The sequence below is a fragment of the Bacillus cereus group sp. BfR-BA-01309 genome (assembly GCF_022664315.1).
GTDB classification, from domain to species: domain Bacteria; phylum Bacillota; class Bacilli; order Bacillales; family Bacillaceae_G; genus Bacillus_A; species Bacillus_A mobilis.
Genome location: NZ_JAKUHE010000003.1, coordinates 23,092 through 42,842, shown reverse-complemented (window position 1 = coordinate 42,842; position 19,751 = coordinate 23,092). Strand labels below are relative to the sequence as shown.

Sequence of the window (19,751 nt, the reverse complement as noted above, 5' to 3'; positions counted from 1 at the left end):
GACAATATTTTTAAAAATCCTTTTCTATCCTATCCTTTAAGGTAATTCCTAAATATCCTTCTAATGGAGTGGATTTATTATATCTAAATTTCTTTTTCTCTAATGATAAGCCGTTTATTTGATTAAAAAATTCCACCTTCCCCACCGCGCCTAAACAATTATTTGTACAATATTGATAATAACTATAATATAGATCTTTCTTATGAATTCGTAACCTATAATCATTTCTATCTAATAGACAACATTGCTGAATAAATGAGATAACTGTATTTACTTCTTCTACATATTTATTTTTAAAATCAGTGGAGCTCTTACATGTAGTAAATATAAAATTATTTTTAATTAATCTTTTTAATCCTTTTATAGCCCAATAAACAATATAATCCTTCTCCCTAAGCATTTTTTCTTTTAGCTCTAAATCTCTTTTATGCTCTGGGATTGTATTATTAAATGTCACAAAAATTATCCGATCAAAAAATGCAGAAGTACTATCTAAATTCTTTAATAATGGCATCTGGTTTCCTGCAAATACTAATTTTGCCTTATTTTTAAATACAAATGGATCTCTTCCTTTTCTTTCACCTATAATGTCATCATTACCAGTCAGAGCCTTAATCGTATTTAATCCTTTAAGCTCTCCCTCGTTCAATTCGCCTGATATATTTAACTTTGCTTCGAATAGATTAGCTGTCATAAAACGATCACCTAACTTATGTAATGGTATTGCTGATGTGTATTCACTGCCTATAATCTCTTTTAATAAGTCTAATAATGTACTCTTGCCTGTATGTGGTTTTCCAATAAAAACAAAAAATTTCTTTGCATTAAAACAATTAGAGATTACATATCCACATATTTCTTGAAGTAATTTCTCTTTCTCCTCATCGCCCTCAATACATTGATTTATAAATCCCCTGAATGTTTCTCCTCTATTTTTATTCATATTTGTATAATAGTTAGCTTTAATATAACTTTTAAAATTAAATTTGGGTGAATGTTCATATAATTCACTGTTATTTACATCCAACACATTATTTTCAAAATTAACTAAACCTGTATACTTATCAAAACTATCACTATTAATTTGTAGTACATGACTTCCCTTTAATCGATCAATTACATCGTCTACCTTATACTTAGTTAGTTGTCGTTCAATCCATTCTGGCCATCCCTTCCTAATTATTACCTTTAATTCACTAGGTGTTAATTTTTTAAAATAGCCGTACTGATTTATGTATAAATACACATCATCTTGATGTACTTTAAATTGCGCCCGTTCTAATAATTTTTTATAAATATCATAATCCACATTAGTTTTATTTACTTTTTCATTCTCACTTTCTTTAAACTCTTTATTATTACTTTCCTTATTTTTAATTTTTTTCTTACTACCCGATTCTTTAGTAATCTTATCCATATCACTACTTTGTTTTTTTATATACTCTTCTATATTGCCTGCTGTATAAGAAGCAAATAGATCTTTAATATTCCCCACATTCTTACTAAATTTTTCAACGGAACCTTCATTTTTCTCTACCTTTTCTTGAATATTAATTTGCTCATCTTTATTATCATCGATATTTATATTTATATATAATTTTTCATCAATAGGATTATTCATCTTAAACATTCAGCCTCCCTTGACCCATATATTACATATAAAAAATTTACTTACATATTGTCTTAAATGGAAAATATGCTAGTGGAAGACTTGATAAAACTATAAAAAACGTTATTTCATAAAAGAAATAACGTTTCATAAATTTTTTTATTTATATGACATCCGCACATTTCGCCATTTTGGTTTAACTTTCTCCACTATTTCAAATGAGTATATGGACATAATTGATTCAATATCCATTTCTGATTCTACGCATATTTTAACTATATCCGTAATATCCCTAATGAGAAATTGATCTGCTTCTTTTTTTGTTGATTGAAGACTAGAGATTCTCAGATAAATACTCTTATATAGCTTTAGATTATTTACCTCTACTTTTTCATATTCATCCATCATTTCACTAAAATTGAAAAGCCTTTTCTTCCCTAATAGCTCATATATGTATAATCTTTGCTTTAAATCCTTAACATTTCTAAATTCTTCTTTCATACTTATTTGTTGATTGACTTCCTTCAATACCATGGAACAATTTTTTTTATTTTTATTTAATATTTTTATCTCTATATATTTTTTTACAAATTCCGGGTATATAATTCCTAACATATATACATTGCTTAAAAACACTTTAAGTAATTTATATATACGTCCATCAAATAAATTACCATTTTCTATTAACTGCTTTACTAAATATAATTTTAAATTAATGTCTTCTATAATACATAATGAAGCTAATATATTTAAAAAATCCCCTTCATAAGATGAATCGATCTTATGTGAATTTTCATTTACTAATTGATAACATCTAAAAATAAATAGCATATTGGAAGCATTCTCAAATTTAAACATATCTTCATTACATGTTAATCCATCTAATTGATTTAGCATTTTCAAATAAGATATGGTATTTTCCCTTAACATTCCAATATCCTTCACTTCATTTAATTTATCCCCTTCTTTATTAAAAGGTTTTTTATGCCGTTTTAGCCAGTCCTTATATATATTAAAAAACATACCTTCATTTTTTATGTAATTTAGTGATTTTTTTACTTGATTCACATTCTTAATTGCTTGAATTATTTTTTCCTTTTCTTTAAAAGCAATTGCTTCAACTTTATTATTTAAAACACATCCAAAACTTTCATAATATGTTTCGAAAGAATTACAAAACTCCTTATCTAACACTTCCCCAAATGTTAAATTCACTATTACTTCTTCATTATATTTTTCCATTAACTTAATATCATCATCAGAAAACAAGCATTGCTCTTGAAACAACTTAAAACTTGAGTATTCTAATATATGTTTCTCTACAATTTTAGAATCCAAACCTAAAGATTCACATAAGCCTTTAAAATGATTACCAAACATAATTGATTCAAATAATTCTTTACCTATCTCTTTTTTCTCCCTTATACCTAAAGATTCCAATAATTCATCAAATGTATTCATTCGTTATTTATCCCTCATGTATATTTTGTTTTAAATCTTGAATTATTTTTACTTTTATTACTGGTACCTGTTCAATAAAAGTCCGTTGATCAAAATAAATATTATGTTTATTTGATTTAATAAAATTACTAATTTCATTATAATTCTTTGAGTAATTCCCTAACATTTCACCATATATTTGAATATAATCTCCTTCATTTAAAGGCGTTACTTTTTGAAAAAGTATAAGTGCTTCCTTACCTATATGAACCTCATCCTTATCCTGAGTAGTTGATAGAGATAAGATTGTTTTTCCATTAACCTCTTGTATATTGTAAATTCTACCATATAGATGAATTATTTTACCTTTAAATTCTTCTGGTTTCTTCTGTAGTTCTTTATAATCAATATCCTTTGATTCTTTCATATATAAATTTCTTTTAATAATTTTAAGATGTTCCTGGGCTTCCTCATAATTTCCAGAATCCTTATCTATTTTTTCTAATAGGCTTATTGCACTTTGAAATTGACCATTTTTCATATATGTAATACCAGTATTAAAGTACTCCTCATTTTTTCTTCTATTTTCTTCATTAATCTTCCCTGTAACTTGCTCTAGATCTTGTTTGACCTCTGAGAATTCATATTTTTTAATGTATGATTTAGCACCTTCAATAAAACTATTTATTTTGCTCATTGTTACTTCTTTTCCTGATACTTTTTTATCTGAATAATCCTCAGATAAAACTAGCATTACAATAACACAAATACAAAATGTAATACCAGTAACTCCTATATACTTAAATAATCTTTTTTTCCACCCTTTAATTTCCTTACTAATTTCTTGATCAATTATTTTATCCAGACTCGTTCTATTTATTAGATGCTTACTCCCACTCAGTGCATCATAAATCTTCCCTTTTAAGCTCTTTATAAGCTCATGTTCTTTAAAAGTTTTGTTTTTTAGATGCCTTATTGTATTCGGATTCTCATTAATAATTTTTCTAATCTCTCTTCTAAGTCTGATTTTATTTTTGAATATTATAATAATAATTGCTAAAGATACTATAATTACTAAAAAAGCATTCAATATTATTTCTCCTCCTCCAATATATTTAACTATCTACTTACACGAATCATCTATCAAAAAATATTCTATGCGTATTTATTAAGAATTTAAAAATGTGGATCTTCATTTAATATTAAATATATTATACCTAATTGATCCGACTTATTTAGCTTAAAAATCATAAAATATAATATACAAAATATAAAATTAAAATTTAATTCCCGCTGAATAATAAGTGGATTGTTTAATAAGAAGTATAAATTCAAAAATATAAACCCTTTACTTTAATACATCTTTTTATGTTCCTAGCCTCATATATGGACTGCCTATCGGCATAGGCATCTAACCTTATAATATATAAATGTAATTTCTATATTTTCATTATCTAGCCACTAGTGAAATTAAACGTAGTGGCTAAATAACGGATTAAATAATTTCAACCTTTTCCTTTAAACAGAATATCCCAAATAAATTCAATTACCTCTTCTATAATCTCTTCATAATCACCATTGTCAGGTAAAAAACTCACTTTATTACCTCCCTAGATTTTACTTTAATAATTCTTTAATTACTTTTTTTACGATGATTTTAACAACTACTTTTGGAATACTTTTTATCATACATTTCCCTCCTTTTTAACAAAAAAAGACGAAGGCAAACAAGAAAGATTAAAGAAAACAATGAATTTGTATCTTGTATTAGGAAATCTGATTCCAATACAATTACTATTCAACTATTTCTTTATATACTTCCTTGATGACTTCGTCCAAATGTTTAATAAGTTATTATTGATTACACACTCATTATTAACCTATTTTATAAAATACATACTAAATTTATTGTTTTTTGAGATTGGTTTGCAGTTACTTGTGATACGGTTCACCACGATTAATACGAAACGCTCTATACACTTGCTCAAGCAATACTAATCGCATTAATTGGTGTGGTAATGTCATCTTTGAAAAAGAAAGAGATTCATTTGAACGCTTCATTACTTCTGAACTTAGTCCAAGTGATCCACCAATTACAAAGGCAACTTTACTCTTTCCATATGTAGCAAGACGATCTAAGCTTACAGCAAATTCTTCTGATGATTTTTGCTTTCCTTCTATCGCTAACGCAATGACGTGCGTATCATCAGAAATTTTATCCAGTATACGTATACCTTCTTTTTCTTTTACAATTAACATTTCTGCTTCACTTAAATTTTCTGGTGCCTTTTCATCTGGCAATTCAATTACTTCTACTTTTGCGTATGCAGATAATCGTTTTAAGTATTCTGCTATACCTTGTTTTAAATATTTTTCTTTTAATTTCCCAATTGAAATAATCGAGATATTCACACGTATTCCCCACCTTACAAACATGTTATCCACATAACTTATCCACATATCCACAAATGTTACCCACATATTGTGTGAGAATCTGTGTTCGATACAACATATGTCGCCTCGTTTTGACAAAATTCACATGTTTTTTTCTCTTTTTCCGAGTTATCCACATTGTTGATAACCGGTGCAACTTCACACTCATCCACAATAATATCTAAAGCTAATTCAACATGTTCTAAACAACAAGGTAAATTCATATTCTTCACCTCACTTTTCTACAATAGAAAACAGGAGGTAGGCCCTCCTGTTTTTAATACTTTTGAACGCCTAGTTTAACCGTTGTTGTTGCTCGTTTTGTACCACGATAAAACGTAAGAGTCATTTTATCATTAATTTTTTTATCATATAAGGCCGTACGGAATCCGATAATATCGCGAACCGGTTTTCCATCTACTGCTACAATCACATCGTGTTCTCGTAAACCAGCATCTACACCTGGCGAAGGACTTTTCACATCTAAAATGCAAACTCCCTCTGTTACATTGCCTGGTAAATGCAATGTTTTTGACCAATGGTAGTTTGGAATCTCATTTAACGATCTAAGTTCAATTCCAACATACGGTCTCCTTACTTTTCCGTGCTTCTCTAATTCATTCATAATTGGAACAGCTCTAGTAACTGGAATAGCTAGTCCAATTCCTTCTACTTCTTTTGCTGCAATTTTCATTGAGTTAATGCCAATTAATTGACCTGCCGCATTTACAAGCGCACCACCACTATTACCCGGATTAATTGCTGCGTCTGTTTGCAATACTTCTACTTGCCAATCGTAATGTCCATCTTGATCCAAATCTACTGGAACAATACGTTCCGTAGCCGAAATAATACCTTGTGTGACGGTTCCAGAAAATTGCAGCCCGAGTGGGTTTCCAATCGCAATGACCGGTTCTCCTCTACGAACAGTATTAGAATCGCCAATCTCAATTACTTTTTTCACATGCTTTGCATCTATTTCTAGTACAGCTAAATCTGTGACTACATCCGTTCCTAATACTTTTCCCGGAACCTTCTTACCATCACTTAAACTTACTTCAATGCGATTTGCTCCAGCAACAACATGATTATTCGTTACAATATAAGCTTGGCCATCTGCTTTTTTATAAATGACACCCGATCCTGTACCAGCTTCTGAATCTGCCTCTGAAAAATTATCTCGTTGAATATTAATAACGCCAACAACAGCTTCAGACGCACGATCAACAGCATCAACAAAGCTAATCTGTTTAATTCCTTGAGCTTCGGCCATATTACTTCCACTTGCTTCAGCTTGCGGGAGCGCACCTGCATCATTCGCAAATAAAGGAGCTCCAAATGCAAATAACGAAGCTCCTACAATTGTTCCTGCTATGCTTGAAATAACAATGCCTTTATGCTTCTTTTTTCTTGCACGTTTCATACGATAATTTTCTTCATCAATAAAGGACATATTTGTTCACCCATCTTCCTGAAAACAACTATATTCACCTTTATTGTTTACTAAAATGAAGAATTATACGTATTGAATTTTTGTAGGCATTTTCGGATCTGTATCATGAATTTCGAAGGCTTCTCCCACTCCAAATCCTTTTTCCTCTAATACTTGTGATACTGACATACGTGCTAGTTCTTTCATGTTATTATCTAAACTTAAATGGGCTAAATAAATATGTTTTGTCTCATCTGTAATGACATCCGCCATCGCTAATGCAGCATCCTCATTACAAACGTGCCCCACATCACTTAAAATACGTCGCTTAATACTCCATGGATAACGTCCCATACGAAGCATTTCCACGTCATGATTACTTTCGAACACGAAAGCATTCGCACCCTTAATAACACCTTTCATACGGTCACTCACGTATCCCGTATCTGTAATAAGGGCTAACTTTCTATTATTGTTATGAAAAGCATAGAACATCGGCTCTGCCGCATCATGAGAAACACCAAATGACTCGACCTCAATATCACCGAATGTTTTCACATCCCCAACTGAGAAAATAAATTTTTGCTCAGTTGGGATATTTCCAATTAAATGTTCCATTGCATTCCATGTTTTCTCATTTGCATAAACAGGTAAATCATATTTACGTGCCAATACACCTAACCCTTTAATATGGTCACTATGTTCATGCGTTACAAGGATACCTGATACATCATTTATATTTAGTTCTGCCTGTTTAAATAAAGCCTCTGTTGCTTTACCACTTAAACCTGCATCGACGAGTAATTTTTTTTCATCTGTTCCTACATATAGCATATTCCCTGTACTTCCACTTGCAAGTACGCTAAAATGCAACCCCATTCTTTCTCACTCCAGTATGTTCATCAACCACTTGATTTTCCCTTTCCCCTAATTCCATAACTTGTCCTTCAATTGCATTTACAAAGAAGTCCTGCTTCTGCTCCGTTTTTAAATTCCACGTCGGAGCAAGTACTTGGTTATTAGAAGTAGCTGCGGTAAGGGTGGCATAACCAATTTGTGCTTCTTTTACATGTGTATTCCCATGAACTTTATTTTTTAAATACAGATTCTCTAAAGCCGTTTGAGCAGTAATAATTTCTTGCTGTTTCGTTTTTTCACTTTCGCCCATTTCTTTTAAATCAGTTAGCATCGTCTGTGTGTACGACACAAGTTCATTTTTTTCATTTAATTCTACAACAATCATTGCCTGATCGTTATAGAAAATAGGCTTATCTTTATACTTTTGGAAGAAGTAGATTTTAGAGTCTTTCATCGCCCCATACTCATACTTTTGTCCATCCAATACATAGTTCTTCAAAAAATCACTATACTTATCTTTGGATAATGATTTTGTGTTCAAAAAGGGCTCTTTTAGCTTACTTTCTATCTTGTACATATTTTGTATATGCGCTGTTTGATTTTTTAAAGACTGTACATCTTCTTCTTTAAATGCCTTGTTTTCCGCCCTAATAAATGACTCTTTTTTCGGTTCTTTAGGGAAATTACCCATAGTAATTTTGTTTGCTTTTAATTCTTGATCTATCTTTGTTTCTGCAATAAGCTCCAATTGATTACTATCTTGCTTTTGAATGAATTGAAAAATGAGAAAGAGGTCCAAAACAAAAAAGGTCACAATAAATATGGTTTTAATCCGATCCCAATCCATTTAGTCCTCCCTCACTCCACTCATATATTTTTTGTTTGCCAGCTTCATCTTCAACAAACTTTACATACCAAATTGGCTGTAGTCGAGCCACTTGCCCATCTAGTGATAATTTGTATCCAATACCAACGTCTTTAATAAATCGTTTATCTACCGCGTCATTATTTTCTAAGGATGCTATTACAACGTGACCTGATGGAAGAGTAACCTTCTGTTCTATGCCTTTCGTATTTAAAGACAACAACGGTCTTTCATATTCCATTACTTCTTCTGATCCCCATACTTGTCTCAGTTCAGCTAATCCATCTGTATTGAATACGGAGTATCCATCTTCGTGTAAACGGAATACGGTCTGTCCTTTATTCATATAGTCCAAACGATATGAATCCAAACTCCCACTGTGACCATTTACAAAATCAAAGCTTTTTTGTAAAAGCATTAAATTATCTGTCGTTTTCTCACTTGAAACAGAAGAATTTTTATACTTTAACATATGTTGATCGTTTTCAATCTCCATGGACCTAATACCATCTGTAAATGTTTCTTTTGATTTCTCAGTAATAGGGCTTAAATAACGTGGGTCACTAAAAAGGGCATTCTTAAATGTATCCACCGCTAAATTAGATGAAATATATGTTATATTACTTAATTCTGTCGTTCCATCTGGTAAAAATAGCTTTTTCATATCATTAATTTGATAGTCAAAATAAGGTTTTGCCGATACTATAAATTGATTTTGTGCATTTACAATATCTTTTAAATACACACCACTTAATTTTGCTTCATATATTCTAGAGTTATCACCATCAGAAACAAAATTAATTTTAATTTCTTGATCTCTACTTCTAGACGGATCAAGAATAATTCGATTAAAATGTTTAGGTTTATCTATACTTTTTCCTTTCATATTAAACATAGATTTAACGGCATCAAATGGAATGTTGGTAGGAAAAATAAGTTCAATTTTCCCTTCACCATGCACATAAGAAAGGAAATCAGCTTTAGCAATCGATATCTCTTTGAAATCATATAATTCCCCTGCTTCCAAAGGTTTATAGATTGATTCTATATCTCCCTCTCTTTTGCTCCCGTAATGATTTTTATCTTTATGCACGATGATAGAAGTAGGACGGACAACATCAGCGATTTTAGTTTGAGTAGTTCCTTCATTACCCTGCACAAATTTTGCGTTTTGCATAGACGTGGAATCTGGCACATACGTCCATAAGTTAAAAGTAAGAAATAGACTAATTACAACTAAATTAATTAAAACTATCGTTTTAACATTTTCCATACTCATTCCCAATCGTCCTCTTCATCCGCTGCCATTGGCAATGTGAAGTAAATAGTTGTCCCTTTTCCTTCCTCACTCTTCGCCCAAATCGAGCCACCATGTGCCTCAATCATTTCTTTCGCAATTGCTAATCCAAGTCCTGTACCACCCATTTGTCTTGAACGTGCTTTATCTACGCGATAAAAACGTTCAAAGATTTTATCGACGTTTTCTTTTGGAATACCCATTCCTTGGTCACTTACGCTAATCTCTAATAATTCCCCGCGATCACGTAAGCGATATGTTACTGTTCCACCTTCTGGTGAATACTTTAATGCATTCGAAATAATGTTATACAAAACTTGCGTAATTTTATCCGTATCCATATCAATAAATCGGGATTTCTTAGAGAAAGATCGTTTGAAACTTACGTTTTGCTCTTTAGACATTTCAAAACGATCAATAATGTTATTAAAGAAGTCAGTAAAGTCGACCCATTCTTTCATTAAACGATGCTCTGTACTATCGAGTTTAGAAAGTTGCAATAACGCATTTACAAGTCTAATCATTCTTTCTGTTTCTTCTTGTGTAACTGTTAAAAATTGCGGTGCAATATTCGGATCTTGCCACGCGCCATCCGTAAGTGCCTCTAAGTAACTGCGCATCGTTGTTAATGGCGTTCTTAATTCATGGGAAACGTTTGCTACAAACTCACGGCGTTCCCTTTCTATACGCTCCTGCTCAGTTACGTCATATAATACGGCTATTAAACCATTTGCTTTCCCTGTCTCTTTTTGAATAACAGAGAAACTAGCACGTAAAATATATGGTTCATTTCTCGTACTAAAATCTAATAACACAGAATCAGGCTCTTCGTATAAATGATCAAGCGTAAATTCCTCTTGTATCCCTAATACTTCTAAAACAGATTGATCAAGCGCCGTTTCACGCGAAACATTTAGCATCTTTTCCGCAGGATCATTTAATAAAATAATGTCCCCTTTTCGGTCAGTAGCAATTACTCCATCTGTCATATGTGATAAAACGGATGATAATTTACGTCTCTCACTTTCCGTTGAAGAACGAGCTTGTTGTAATTTTTTTGATAAATTATTGAAAGATAATGCTAATTGTCCAATTTCATCATGGCTATGCACTTTTACTTTTCTTGAATAGTTCCCTTTTGCCATTTCAATCGCTTGTCTTCGCATATCTGAGATTGGTCTCGTAATCGTTTGAGCTAACAAAATTCCAAGTACAGCTGTTACGAGTAATGCAATAACGGTTCCAGTCGCAAAAATTTGATTAATATCCTTCATCTGTTTATAAACATCTTCCATAGATGCAACAATGTAAATAACACCAAGTGCATCTTTGCCGTTATCATCTAGAATAGGAGTAATCATAACTTGTACACGATGGCCTGTACGACCATCCTTCTCAATTTTCACTTCTGGCTTTTTCTGTACCAATACCCGCTGAACAGCTATATCAGTTGATGTTCTATTTACCTTGTTTTGCTTTGACTCATCTGAAATAGCAAGTAACTTTCTATTCGAATCAAATACTCTTACTTCTTGGATATCTTTCTTTCGATCAGAAGCAAATTTTCGAATTGAAGTTTTAATCGTTTCATCTGTTGATTCTGTTTCTGCTTTTGTATGACTTTTTTTAAACTCTTGTTTCAAGTTATACGCTAATAAGTTCGTTTGCTGCGTTAAAGAATCTCTAAAGCCCTGTACAAGACTCTTTTCTAATTCCCTTACGAAATATACCCCAATAACTTGCATAGCTATTAATATTAATAGCATATATATGAGTACAAATTTTAAATGAATAGATTGAAAAAAACCAACTTTCTTCATATACTATTCCTGCTCTGGGTCACGCAAGTAATACCCTACTCCACGTCTAGTTACAATTAAAGTAGGATGACTCGGATTATCTTCAATTTTTTCACGTAAACGACGTACTGTTACATCCACTGTACGTACATCTCCAAAATAGTCATAACCCCAAACCGTTTGCAATAAATGTTCGCGAGTCATAACTTGACCTAAATGTTTTGCTAAATAATGTAGTAGCTCAAATTCACGATGTGTAAGTTCAATATTTTCCTCACGTTTCGTTACACTATACGCATTTGGATTGATAACAATTGGTCCAATAACCATTTCCGTATTTTCTTCTTTTTCTGCAGCACCACCTTGTTGATGGCGGCGTAAATTCGCCTTCACACGAGCAAGTAATTCCCTCGTACTAAATGGCTTCGTTACATAATCATCTGCACCAAGCTCAAGCCCTAATACTTTATCAATTTCAGAATCCTTTGCTGTAAGCATAATAATCGGCATTTCTGAGCTTTTACGTATTTCACGACAAACCTCTAAGCCATCCTTACCTGGTAGCATAATATCTAATAAAACCATATCTGGCTGCTCTTCATTCGCTTTTTCAATCGCTTCATCACCGTCATGCGCCATTACAATTTCAAAACCTTCTTTTTCTAGGTTGAACTTCAAAATATCCGCAATCGGCTTTTCATCATCAACTACTAAAATTTTCTTTCCCATCATCGTCTATTTCCTCCTTATAAAGTGAAACTTTAATCAGTGGGTGTTTTCTTCATCATCCACTGATTATTAGCCCTCACTAATCGGGCTTTTACGGGAAGTTGATCCCACACCTAACTTCTTTGCTTTCGTTGAATTTTAAGGTGGGGCTTACTGCCCGGTAAATAGCGGGTAAAAATATGGTCAATATCCCTAAACACATTGATGTCTACATAGTATGTCCCTATATGACCGCATCTTTTGCTTAAGTACTTTCTCCTCTATTCTCACAGACTCATGTATGATCCACTTTTACACGGAATCCTATACGATCTATAGAAAAACCTCTAGCTTCAACTGCTAGAGGCTCCTCATTCTATTTTAAAATAACTACTCAATTTTGTAAAATTACACAAATAAAAAGGATATTAAGTGGGCCCACTTAATATCCTGAGAGTGGCTCGGGACGGAATCGAACCGCCGACACGAGGATTTTCAGTCCTCTGCTCTACCGACTGAGCTACCGAGCCAAAACTATATATAAAACCACTAATGGTGGTATAAACAAAAGTGGCGGTCCCGACCGGGGTCGAACCGGCGATCTCCTGCGTGACAGGCAGGCATGTTAACCACTACACCACGGGACCAAAAATGAACATAAAAAAAACATGACCCGTACGGGATTCGAACCCGTGTTACCGCCGTGAAAGGGCGGTGTCTTAACCACTTGACCAACGGGCCACGAAAAATAAAATGGTGAGCCATGAAGGATTCGAACCTTCGACCCTCTGATTAAAAGTCAGATGCTCTACCAACTGAGCTAATGGCTCATACTCACCAACGTCATATTTTCGTGACGACAAGATGTATCATAACATGTTTTCTTTATTTTTTGCAATACCTTTTTTCATTTTTTTATAAAAGATAAGAAAAAACTCATGCGGACATGAGTTTTTTCTCAAAAATATCAATTAAGCTTCGTATACGTTACGAACGATATTTGTTTGGTTACGATCTGGTCCAACTGAGAACATAGATAATTGAATTCCTGTTAACTCAGAAACACGTTCTACGTATTTTCTTGCATTTTCAGGAAGCTCGTCTAATGATTTTACACCAGTAATATCTTCTGTCCAACCTGAAAGCTCTTCGTATACAGGCTCACATTTTGCTAAAATGTTTAAGTTTGCTGGAACTTCATCGATAACTTCGCCATTGTATTTGTAAGCAACACAAATTTTAAGAGTCGGAATACCTGTTAGAACGTCGATAGAATTTAATGATAGATCTGTTAAACCACTAACACGACGTGCATGTCTTACAACAACGCTATCGAACCAACCTACGCGGCGTGGACGACCAGTTGTCGTTCCATACTCACGACCAACTTCACGAATTTGATGACCAATTTCATCATTAAGCTCAGTAGGGAACGGACCATCACCTACGCGGCTTGTATATGCTTTACATACACCTACAACGCGAGTAACTTTCGCAGGACCAACTCCAGTTCCAACTGTTACACCACCAGCAATCGGGTTAGACGATGTAACGAACGGGTACGTACCGTGGTCGATATCAAGCATAACACCTTGTGCACCTTCAAATAATACACGGTGATTGTTATCTAGTGCATCATTTAATACAACAGACGTATCACATACATATTGTGCGATTTGTTGTCCGTACTCGAAGTACTCCTCGAAGATTTCTTCTACACTGAAACCTTCTGTATCGTACATTTTTTCAAATAAACGATTTTTTTCTACTAAATTGCGCTCAAGCTTTTCTTTAAATGCTTCACGGTCTAAAAGATCAGCCATACGAATACCAATACGAGCAGCTTTATCCATATATGCAGGACCGATACCTTTTTTCGTTGTACCGATTTTGTTATCACCTTTACTTGCTTCTTCTAACTCATCTTGTTTTAAGTGATAAGGTAAAATAACGTGCGCACGGTTACTTACACGTAAATTATCAGTACTTACACCACGATCGTGTAAGTATTTTAACTCTTCAAGTAATGCTTTCGGATCTACTACTAAGCCATTTCCGATTACACAAATTTTCTCTTTATAGAAAATACCAGATGGAATTAAGTGTAATTTATATTTAACTCCGCCGAAAACAATTGTATGTCCCGCGTTATTTCCACCTTGATATCTTGCAACTACTTCCGCATGCTCAGAAAGAAAATCAGTGATTTTACCTTTTCCTTCGTCGCCCCATTGTGTTCCTACAACTACTACTGAAGACATTATTAAAGCACCTCCGCGATTTTCAAACGATCTATTCAAACAATATAATTGTACCAAAACCGAAAAAGAAGTCAACCAAAAAGCGAACATTTTTTTATAAAAAAACATTTTCGTTCGTAAGAATTATATTTTTACATTATGAAAGCCTTATCTTTCCTATAAAAAAAAAAGAAACACATCTTATTATAAGAAATGCGTTTCTTTTTTATACTATCTTTATGCAGGCGGCGCATGTCCATCCTCGAAGCGACGTTCTAAGTTAACGAACTTATTGAACTCTTTAACGAATGCAAGCTCTACTGAGCCTACAGGACCGTTACGCTGCTTTGCAATAATAATTTCAATCGTATTTTTATTTTCCGTTTCTCGGTCATAGTAATCCTCACGATATAAGAAGGCTACAATATCAGCATCCTGCTCAATACTTCCCGATTCACGAATATCAGACATCATCGGACGTTTATCTTGACGAGATTCTACACCACGAGATAACTGTGACAAGGCAATAACAGGCACTTGCAATTCACGCGCAATCCCTTTTAATGTACGAGAGATCTCAGATACTTCCTGCTGACGGTTTTCTCCTGATTTCCCGCTTCCTTGAATAAGCTGCAAATAGTCAATCAAAACCATCCCAAGACCTTGTTCTTGTTTTAATCTGCGACATTTCGCTCGAATCTCATTTACTTTAATCCCTGGTGTATCATCAATATAGATGCCGGCATTAGAAAGACTACCCATCGCCATCGTTAATTTCGCCCAATCATCAGAAGTTAATGAACCGGTACGAAGTCTTTGTGCATCGATATTTCCTTCTGCACAAAGCATACGCATAACAAGCTGATCAGAACCCATCTCAAGACTAAAAATCGCTACATTTTCATCCGTTTTCGTCGCTACGTTTTGTGCGATATTTAATGAAAATGCAGTTTTCCCTACTGATGGACGTGCCGCTACGATGATTAAATCATTTCGCTGGAAACCTGCGGTCATCTTATCTAATTCAGTAAATCCAGTTGGTATCCCAGTAACTTCACCTTTTTGATTATGCAAAAGTTCAATTTTATCGTAAGCATCTACAAGAACATCTTTAATGTTTTGGAATGCTTTTGCATTCGTTTGGTGAGATACTTCTAATATTTTTTTCTCAGCCTCATTTAAAAGGCCATCCACATCATCTTCTCTCTCATACCCATCAGACACGATATGAGTCGCCGTTCGAATCAAACGACGTAAGAGCGCCTTTTCAGCGATGATTCGTGCATAATATTCTACGTTAGCAGCAGTTGGAACGACTTCTGCTAGTTCTGCTAAGTAAGAAACCCCACCAACTTCTTCTAATAACCCTTGATCAGCCATTGCTGATGTCATTATTACTAAGTCAATCGGTTCTCCCTTATCAGATAACCCAAGCATGACTTCAAAAATCTTTTGATGTTTCGTTCGATAAAATGAGTCAGGCACCAATAATTCCGATGCTGCCGTTAATGCATCTTGATCAATTAATATGGCCCCTAAAACAGCCTGCTCAGCCTCTATATTATGCGGAGGGGTACGATCAGCCATTACATCACTCATACGCAATCCTCCTTGCTCAACTTATTTTTATTGTTCACTAACATGAACTTTTACTGTTGCTGTTACTTGCGGATGCAATTTCACAGTAACGTTTGTATAGCCTAATGCACGAATTGCATCATCCATTTCAAATTTACGCTTATCAAGTTTAATCTTGTGTGATTTTTGCATTGCATCTACGATTTGTTTACTTGTGATTGAACCAAATAGACGGCCACCTTCTCCAGATTTAGCCTTTACTTCTACAGTTAATTTCTCTAACGTTTCTTTTAACTCTTTTGCACTTTCAAGCTCTGCTTCTGCATCTTTTTCTTCTTTGCGTTTTTGAGCTTCTAAAGTTTTCATACTGCTATTTGTCGCCTCAGCAGCTAATCCTTGTTTTAGTAAGAAGTTATTTGCATAGCCATCTGGTACGTTTTTTACTTCCCCTTTTTTCCCTTTACCTTTTACGTCTTTTAGAAAAATTACTTTCATGATTGTGTGCCTCCCTGTAAATAGTCATCAATAACAAATCGAAGCTTCTCCTCAGCTTCATCTACTGTAACATTTTTCATTTGTGTCGCTGCATTCGTTAAATGCCCGCCACCGCCTAAATTCTCCATAATTAGCTGCACATTCACTTCACCTAAAGACCTGCCGCTAATTCCAATAAAATTCTCGCCACGTTTTGCAATAACAAATGATGCAATAATTCCTGTCATTGTTAATAATGTGTCCGCTGATTGCGCAATAAGCACCTGATCGTAGTAATCATCACTATCCACTTTTGCAATCGCAATTCCATTTGTATAAATGTACGCATTTTTAATAGCTTTTGCAACCCGTAGGTACTGATCCATATCTTCTTTTAAAAGCTCTTGTACAAGTACAGTATCTGCACCATGTGAGCGTAAATAAGAAGCGGCATCAAACGTACGAGCACCCGTCCGGAATGTAAAGCTTTTCGTATCAACAATAATACCCGCTAACAATGCTGTCGCTTCTAACATTGTCATTTTTAAATTTTTCGGTTGGTATTCAAGTAATTCTGTAACAAGTTCTGCCGTGGAAGAAGCATATGGCTCCATGTAAACAAGCAATGGATCTTCAATAAAATCTTCTCCTCGGCGATGATGGTCAATAACAACTACATTTTCAATTTTGTGTAACAGCTTTTCTTCCATCACCATTGAAGGTTTATGCGTATCAACAACAACAAGTAAAGAATCATCATTTGCAAATTCCATCGCTTGTCCTGGTGTAATAAAGTGAGACCATAACTCTTCGTTTTGTTTCACTTTATCCATTAAACGCTTAATTCCCTTATCAGAATCATTTTCATCTAGCACAATATATCCTTTGCGCTCATTTAATTGCGCTACCTTTAAAATACCAATCGCAGCACCGATTGCGTCCATATCAGGAGCTCTATGCCCCATTATAATGACATTGCTACTTTCTAATACTAAATCCTTTAATGCATGCGAAATAACTCTAGCACGTACACGAGTACGTTTTTCAACCGGATTTGTCTTACCACCATAAAACTTAACTTTACCTGTCGCTTGTTTAATAGCTACTTGATCTCCACCACGGCCGAGTGCAAGGTCTAAACCGGACTGAGCCATTGCTCCAAGCTCTGATAAAGGTAAATCACCTGATCCAACACCTACACTTAAGGTGAGTGGTATATTCCTTTTGGATGTTTCTTCACGCACTTGATCTAAAATGCTAAATTTCCCTTTCTCCATTTGTGCTAAAATACTTTCATTTAGTACAACGAAGAATCTTTCTGAAGATGCACGTTTTAAATATGCCCCATACTTAACGGCCCATTCATTTAGTCGTGACGTTACAAGACTTGTTATATTCGTACGTAATTGATCATCTAACCCTTGTGTAACTTCATCATAATTATCTAAATAAATGACAGCTAAAACAGTCCGTTGATCCTCGTACATCTTTTCAATCTCTGTTTGTTCCGTTACATCAAAGAAATAAATTAACTTTTCTTCTTTCCTTACAAAAACGCGAAACTTTCGGTTATTTAAAGAGACTATATCATCGGAAGTTTCTCCCTTAATAAAAAGAAGTAACGTTTCTGATACATCATAAAGGTGCCATCCAGCTAATGCATGCTGTCCTAGGCATGAAGATAAATAAGGATTCGCCCAATCAATCCCATAATCCTTATTGTATAACAAAATACCAATCGGCATTTGGTTAAATGCCTCATTACTCACTTTCTTTACCCTTGTAATCATCTCTGTCGTATGTTTTTCAAAGTTCTTTTGAAAGGTAAGTTCAAATCGTACAACAACAAAAAGTACAATACAAAAGATAAAAAAGGCGGCTATCCCCATCATTAAATGAAAATAACAGAGGATTGAAATGAGCACAAACACGAAAAATGCCAATACGTAAACAGGATATAAAAACCACTGTTTCTTATAAAATTCAGGCATGTATACAACTCCTATAAAGTAAAACTAACTCACCTTACAGTTAGTTAAACAGATTAAAATAGTATAAGGAATATTACTTTATCCTCCTATTTTAGAACGCAATGAAATCCCTAAATCAATTATACCTAAGATTGTCACAAGAGGAAACAGCATCGGAATAAACATGCAGACAATAAAACTAATAATAGGAACCCCTTTCGTAAAACCTTTACTATGCGCTATAAAAGCGATAAATGTCAGACCTTGCAGTACTAGTAGTAAAGCAAATATGACATATAGGTTAGAAAATACCATATGTAAATATGATGTCGGTTCTACTTTTATAAAAGTTGATAGCAAAATAAATATAACGTAATACCAAACAATACTCTTTGGTAATTGTATATCTTTAAATTTAGGCCAGGGCATAACGTCATGCTTTAGTTTTCGCAAAACACTACCCGATATCATGACTGTAATCCAAGACAAACATACCGAGACCATTACAAGTAAACTTGGGAATAAAGTTTGTAACACATCATTAAATTGTGTAAATAACTCTTTTTGTTCTTCACTAATAGGCATACCCGCAGCATTAACTATCTTTTCACTTTGCGCCATACTTTCATTAAACATATTTTGCATTTGCTTCATTAAATCTATGTTAAAAAACTTTATACTCGCAACATAAATGAGCATAATACCAATTAAGTACGCAAGCGTCCCCGCCATCAAAATTTCTACCGGCTTTTTTCGTTTTTTATACATATATCCTAAAATGATACCTATCAATCCAAACATAGTTGTCTTTACTAGGTTCATCGGTTGACTGACAATAACAGTAATAAAAAGTGCCGCCGTAAAAATTACAAAGGCGTTAGATAATCTATATCTTATCGTTAGCAATATAAATGGCAATGGTAACGCAAACGTTACAACTGTACCCAAAATCGGAACATACATAGATATAAGCAATAACATTGCATATATTGCTAACAGTGCTGCACCCTCAGTAATAAATTTCGTATTCTTCATCATCTAACCTCTC

The 19,751-nt window shown here is 33.8% G+C and carries 16 protein-coding genes and 4 tRNA genes; all 20 read right to left on the bottom strand.

Annotated elements, in window-relative coordinates; genetic code table 11:
- Positions 1-10: 10 nt before the first annotated feature.
- A complete protein-coding gene (locus tag MR115_RS07325) occupies positions 11-1,630 on the bottom strand; it encodes a DNA primase family protein (protein WP_242240644.1) in 1,620 nt (539 codons plus the stop codon).
- Positions 1,631-1,768: 138 nt separating this feature from the next.
- The gene (locus MR115_RS07320; protein WP_242240641.1) at positions 1,769-3,070 is read right to left on the bottom strand and encodes a hypothetical protein; all 1,302 of its coding nucleotides are present in this window, start codon (positions 3,068-3,070) and stop codon (positions 1,769-1,771) included.
- A 7-nt stretch (positions 3,071-3,077) separates the two neighbouring features.
- Positions 3,078-4,139, bottom strand: coding sequence for a hypothetical protein (locus tag MR115_RS07315; protein ID WP_242240640.1), 1,062 nt, complete (start codon positions 4,137-4,139; stop codon positions 3,078-3,080).
- 842 nt (positions 4,140-4,981) lie between these two features.
- Positions 4,982-5,461, bottom strand: coding sequence for a 23S rRNA (pseudouridine(1915)-N(3))-methyltransferase RlmH (gene rlmH / locus MR115_RS07310; RefSeq protein ID WP_001027003.1), 480 nt, complete (start codon positions 5,459-5,461; stop codon positions 4,982-4,984).
- A gap of 59 nt (positions 5,462-5,520) precedes the next feature.
- Positions 5,521-5,706 (bottom strand): CxxH/CxxC protein, encoded by a 186-nt coding sequence (locus MR115_RS07305; protein WP_001052827.1) that lies wholly within the window; start codon positions 5,704-5,706, stop codon positions 5,521-5,523.
- Between the two features lie 53 nt (positions 5,707-5,759).
- Positions 5,760-6,935, bottom strand: coding sequence for a S1C family serine protease (locus MR115_RS07300; RefSeq protein WP_242240638.1), 1,176 nt, complete (start codon positions 6,933-6,935; stop codon positions 5,760-5,762).
- A 63-nt stretch (positions 6,936-6,998) separates the two neighbouring features.
- Complete coding sequence (locus MR115_RS07295; protein ID WP_000522836.1) at positions 6,999-7,793, bottom strand: MBL fold metallo-hydrolase; 795 nt, start codon at positions 7,791-7,793, stop codon at positions 6,999-7,001.
- Positions 7,777-8,619 carry a two-component system regulatory protein YycI gene (locus MR115_RS07290; RefSeq protein ID WP_063262414.1) on the bottom strand — a complete coding sequence of 281 codons (843 nt, stop codon included), beginning with the start codon at positions 8,617-8,619 and terminating at the stop codon, positions 7,777-7,779. The genes MR115_RS07295 and MR115_RS07290 overlap by 17 nt, the downstream gene beginning before the upstream one ends.
- Positions 8,600-9,916, bottom strand: a complete 1,317-nt coding sequence (locus tag MR115_RS07285) for a YycH family regulatory protein (RefSeq protein WP_242240636.1) — start codon at positions 9,914-9,916, stop codon at positions 8,600-8,602. The genes MR115_RS07290 and MR115_RS07285 overlap by 20 nt, the downstream gene beginning before the upstream one ends.
- Positions 9,913-11,754, bottom strand: coding sequence for a cell wall metabolism sensor histidine kinase WalK (gene walK / locus MR115_RS07280; RefSeq protein WP_061680121.1), 1,842 nt, complete (start codon positions 11,752-11,754; stop codon positions 9,913-9,915). The genes MR115_RS07285 and walK overlap by 4 nt, the downstream gene beginning before the upstream one ends.
- A gap of 3 nt (positions 11,755-11,757) precedes the next feature.
- Complete coding sequence (gene walR, locus MR115_RS07275; protein WP_000971865.1) at positions 11,758-12,465, bottom strand: cell wall metabolism DNA-binding response regulator WalR; 708 nt, start codon at positions 12,463-12,465, stop codon at positions 11,758-11,760.
- A gap of 433 nt (positions 12,466-12,898) precedes the next feature.
- A tRNA-Phe gene (locus tag MR115_RS07270) sits at positions 12,899-12,971 on the bottom strand.
- A gap of 41 nt (positions 12,972-13,012) precedes the next feature.
- Positions 13,013-13,088: transfer RNA gene (locus MR115_RS07265), tRNA-Asp, on the bottom strand.
- 22 nt (positions 13,089-13,110) lie between these two features.
- Positions 13,111-13,182 (bottom strand) — tRNA-Glu (locus tag MR115_RS07260).
- Positions 13,183-13,195: 13 nt separating this feature from the next.
- Positions 13,196-13,271: transfer RNA gene (locus MR115_RS07255), tRNA-Lys, on the bottom strand.
- Between the two features lie 141 nt (positions 13,272-13,412).
- The gene (locus MR115_RS07250) at positions 13,413-14,702 is read right to left on the bottom strand and encodes an adenylosuccinate synthase (protein WP_000100234.1); all 1,290 of its coding nucleotides are present in this window, start codon (positions 14,700-14,702) and stop codon (positions 13,413-13,415) included.
- Positions 14,703-14,918: 216 nt separating this feature from the next.
- On the bottom strand, positions 14,919-16,280 hold the full coding sequence (gene dnaB / locus MR115_RS07245; protein WP_061679601.1) for a replicative DNA helicase: 1,362 nt from the start codon (positions 16,278-16,280) through the stop codon (positions 14,919-14,921).
- A 27-nt stretch (positions 16,281-16,307) separates the two neighbouring features.
- Entirely contained in the window at positions 16,308-16,754 is a 447-nt protein-coding gene (rplI, locus tag MR115_RS07240) for a 50S ribosomal protein L9 (protein ID WP_061679600.1), read from the bottom strand.
- On the bottom strand, positions 16,751-18,724 hold the full coding sequence (locus MR115_RS07235) for a DHH family phosphoesterase (RefSeq protein ID WP_242240634.1): 1,974 nt from the start codon (positions 18,722-18,724) through the stop codon (positions 16,751-16,753). Before MR115_RS07235 ends, rplI begins: the two co-directional genes overlap by 4 nt.
- Positions 18,725-18,802: 78 nt before the next feature.
- The gene (locus MR115_RS07230) at positions 18,803-19,738 is read right to left on the bottom strand and encodes a YybS family protein (RefSeq protein WP_242240632.1); all 936 of its coding nucleotides are present in this window, start codon (positions 19,736-19,738) and stop codon (positions 18,803-18,805) included.
- Positions 19,739-19,751 lie beyond the last annotated feature (13 nt).

Coding starts and splice junctions, on each gene's coding strand:
- MR115_RS07320 (WP_242240641.1), bottom strand. CDS start 3,070: ATGAATACATTTGATGAATTATTGGAATCTTTAGGTATAAGGGAGAAA.
- MR115_RS07290 (WP_063262414.1), bottom strand. CDS start 8,619: ATGGATTGGGATCGGATTAAAACCATATTTATTGTGACCTTTTTTGTT.
- MR115_RS07230 (WP_242240632.1), bottom strand. CDS start 19,738: ATGAAGAATACGAAATTTATTACTGAGGGTGCAGCACTGTTAGCAATA.
- walR (WP_000971865.1), bottom strand. CDS start 12,465: ATGATGGGAAAGAAAATTTTAGTAGTTGATGATGAAAAGCCGATTGCG.
- MR115_RS07285 (WP_242240636.1), bottom strand. CDS start 9,916: ATGAGTATGGAAAATGTTAAAACGATAGTTTTAATTAATTTAGTTGTA.
- MR115_RS07250 (WP_000100234.1), bottom strand. CDS start 14,702: ATGTCTTCAGTAGTAGTTGTAGGAACACAATGGGGCGACGAAGGAAAA.
- dnaB (WP_061679601.1), bottom strand. CDS start 16,280: ATGAGTGATGTAATGGCTGATCGTACCCCTCCGCATAATATAGAGGCT.
- MR115_RS07295 (WP_000522836.1), bottom strand. CDS start 7,793: ATGGGGTTGCATTTTAGCGTACTTGCAAGTGGAAGTACAGGGAATATG.
- MR115_RS07300 (WP_242240638.1), bottom strand. CDS start 6,935: ATGTCCTTTATTGATGAAGAAAATTATCGTATGAAACGTGCAAGAAAA.
- MR115_RS07325 (WP_242240644.1), bottom strand. CDS start 1,630: ATGTTTAAGATGAATAATCCTATTGATGAAAAATTATATATAAATATA.
- MR115_RS07235 (WP_242240634.1), bottom strand. CDS start 18,724: ATGCCTGAATTTTATAAGAAACAGTGGTTTTTATATCCTGTTTACGTA.
- MR115_RS07305 (WP_001052827.1), bottom strand. CDS start 5,706: ATGAATTTACCTTGTTGTTTAGAACATGTTGAATTAGCTTTAGATATT.
- rplI (WP_061679600.1), bottom strand. CDS start 16,754: ATGAAAGTAATTTTTCTAAAAGACGTAAAAGGTAAAGGGAAAAAAGGG.
- walK (WP_061680121.1), bottom strand. CDS start 11,754: ATGAAGAAAGTTGGTTTTTTTCAATCTATTCATTTAAAATTTGTACTC.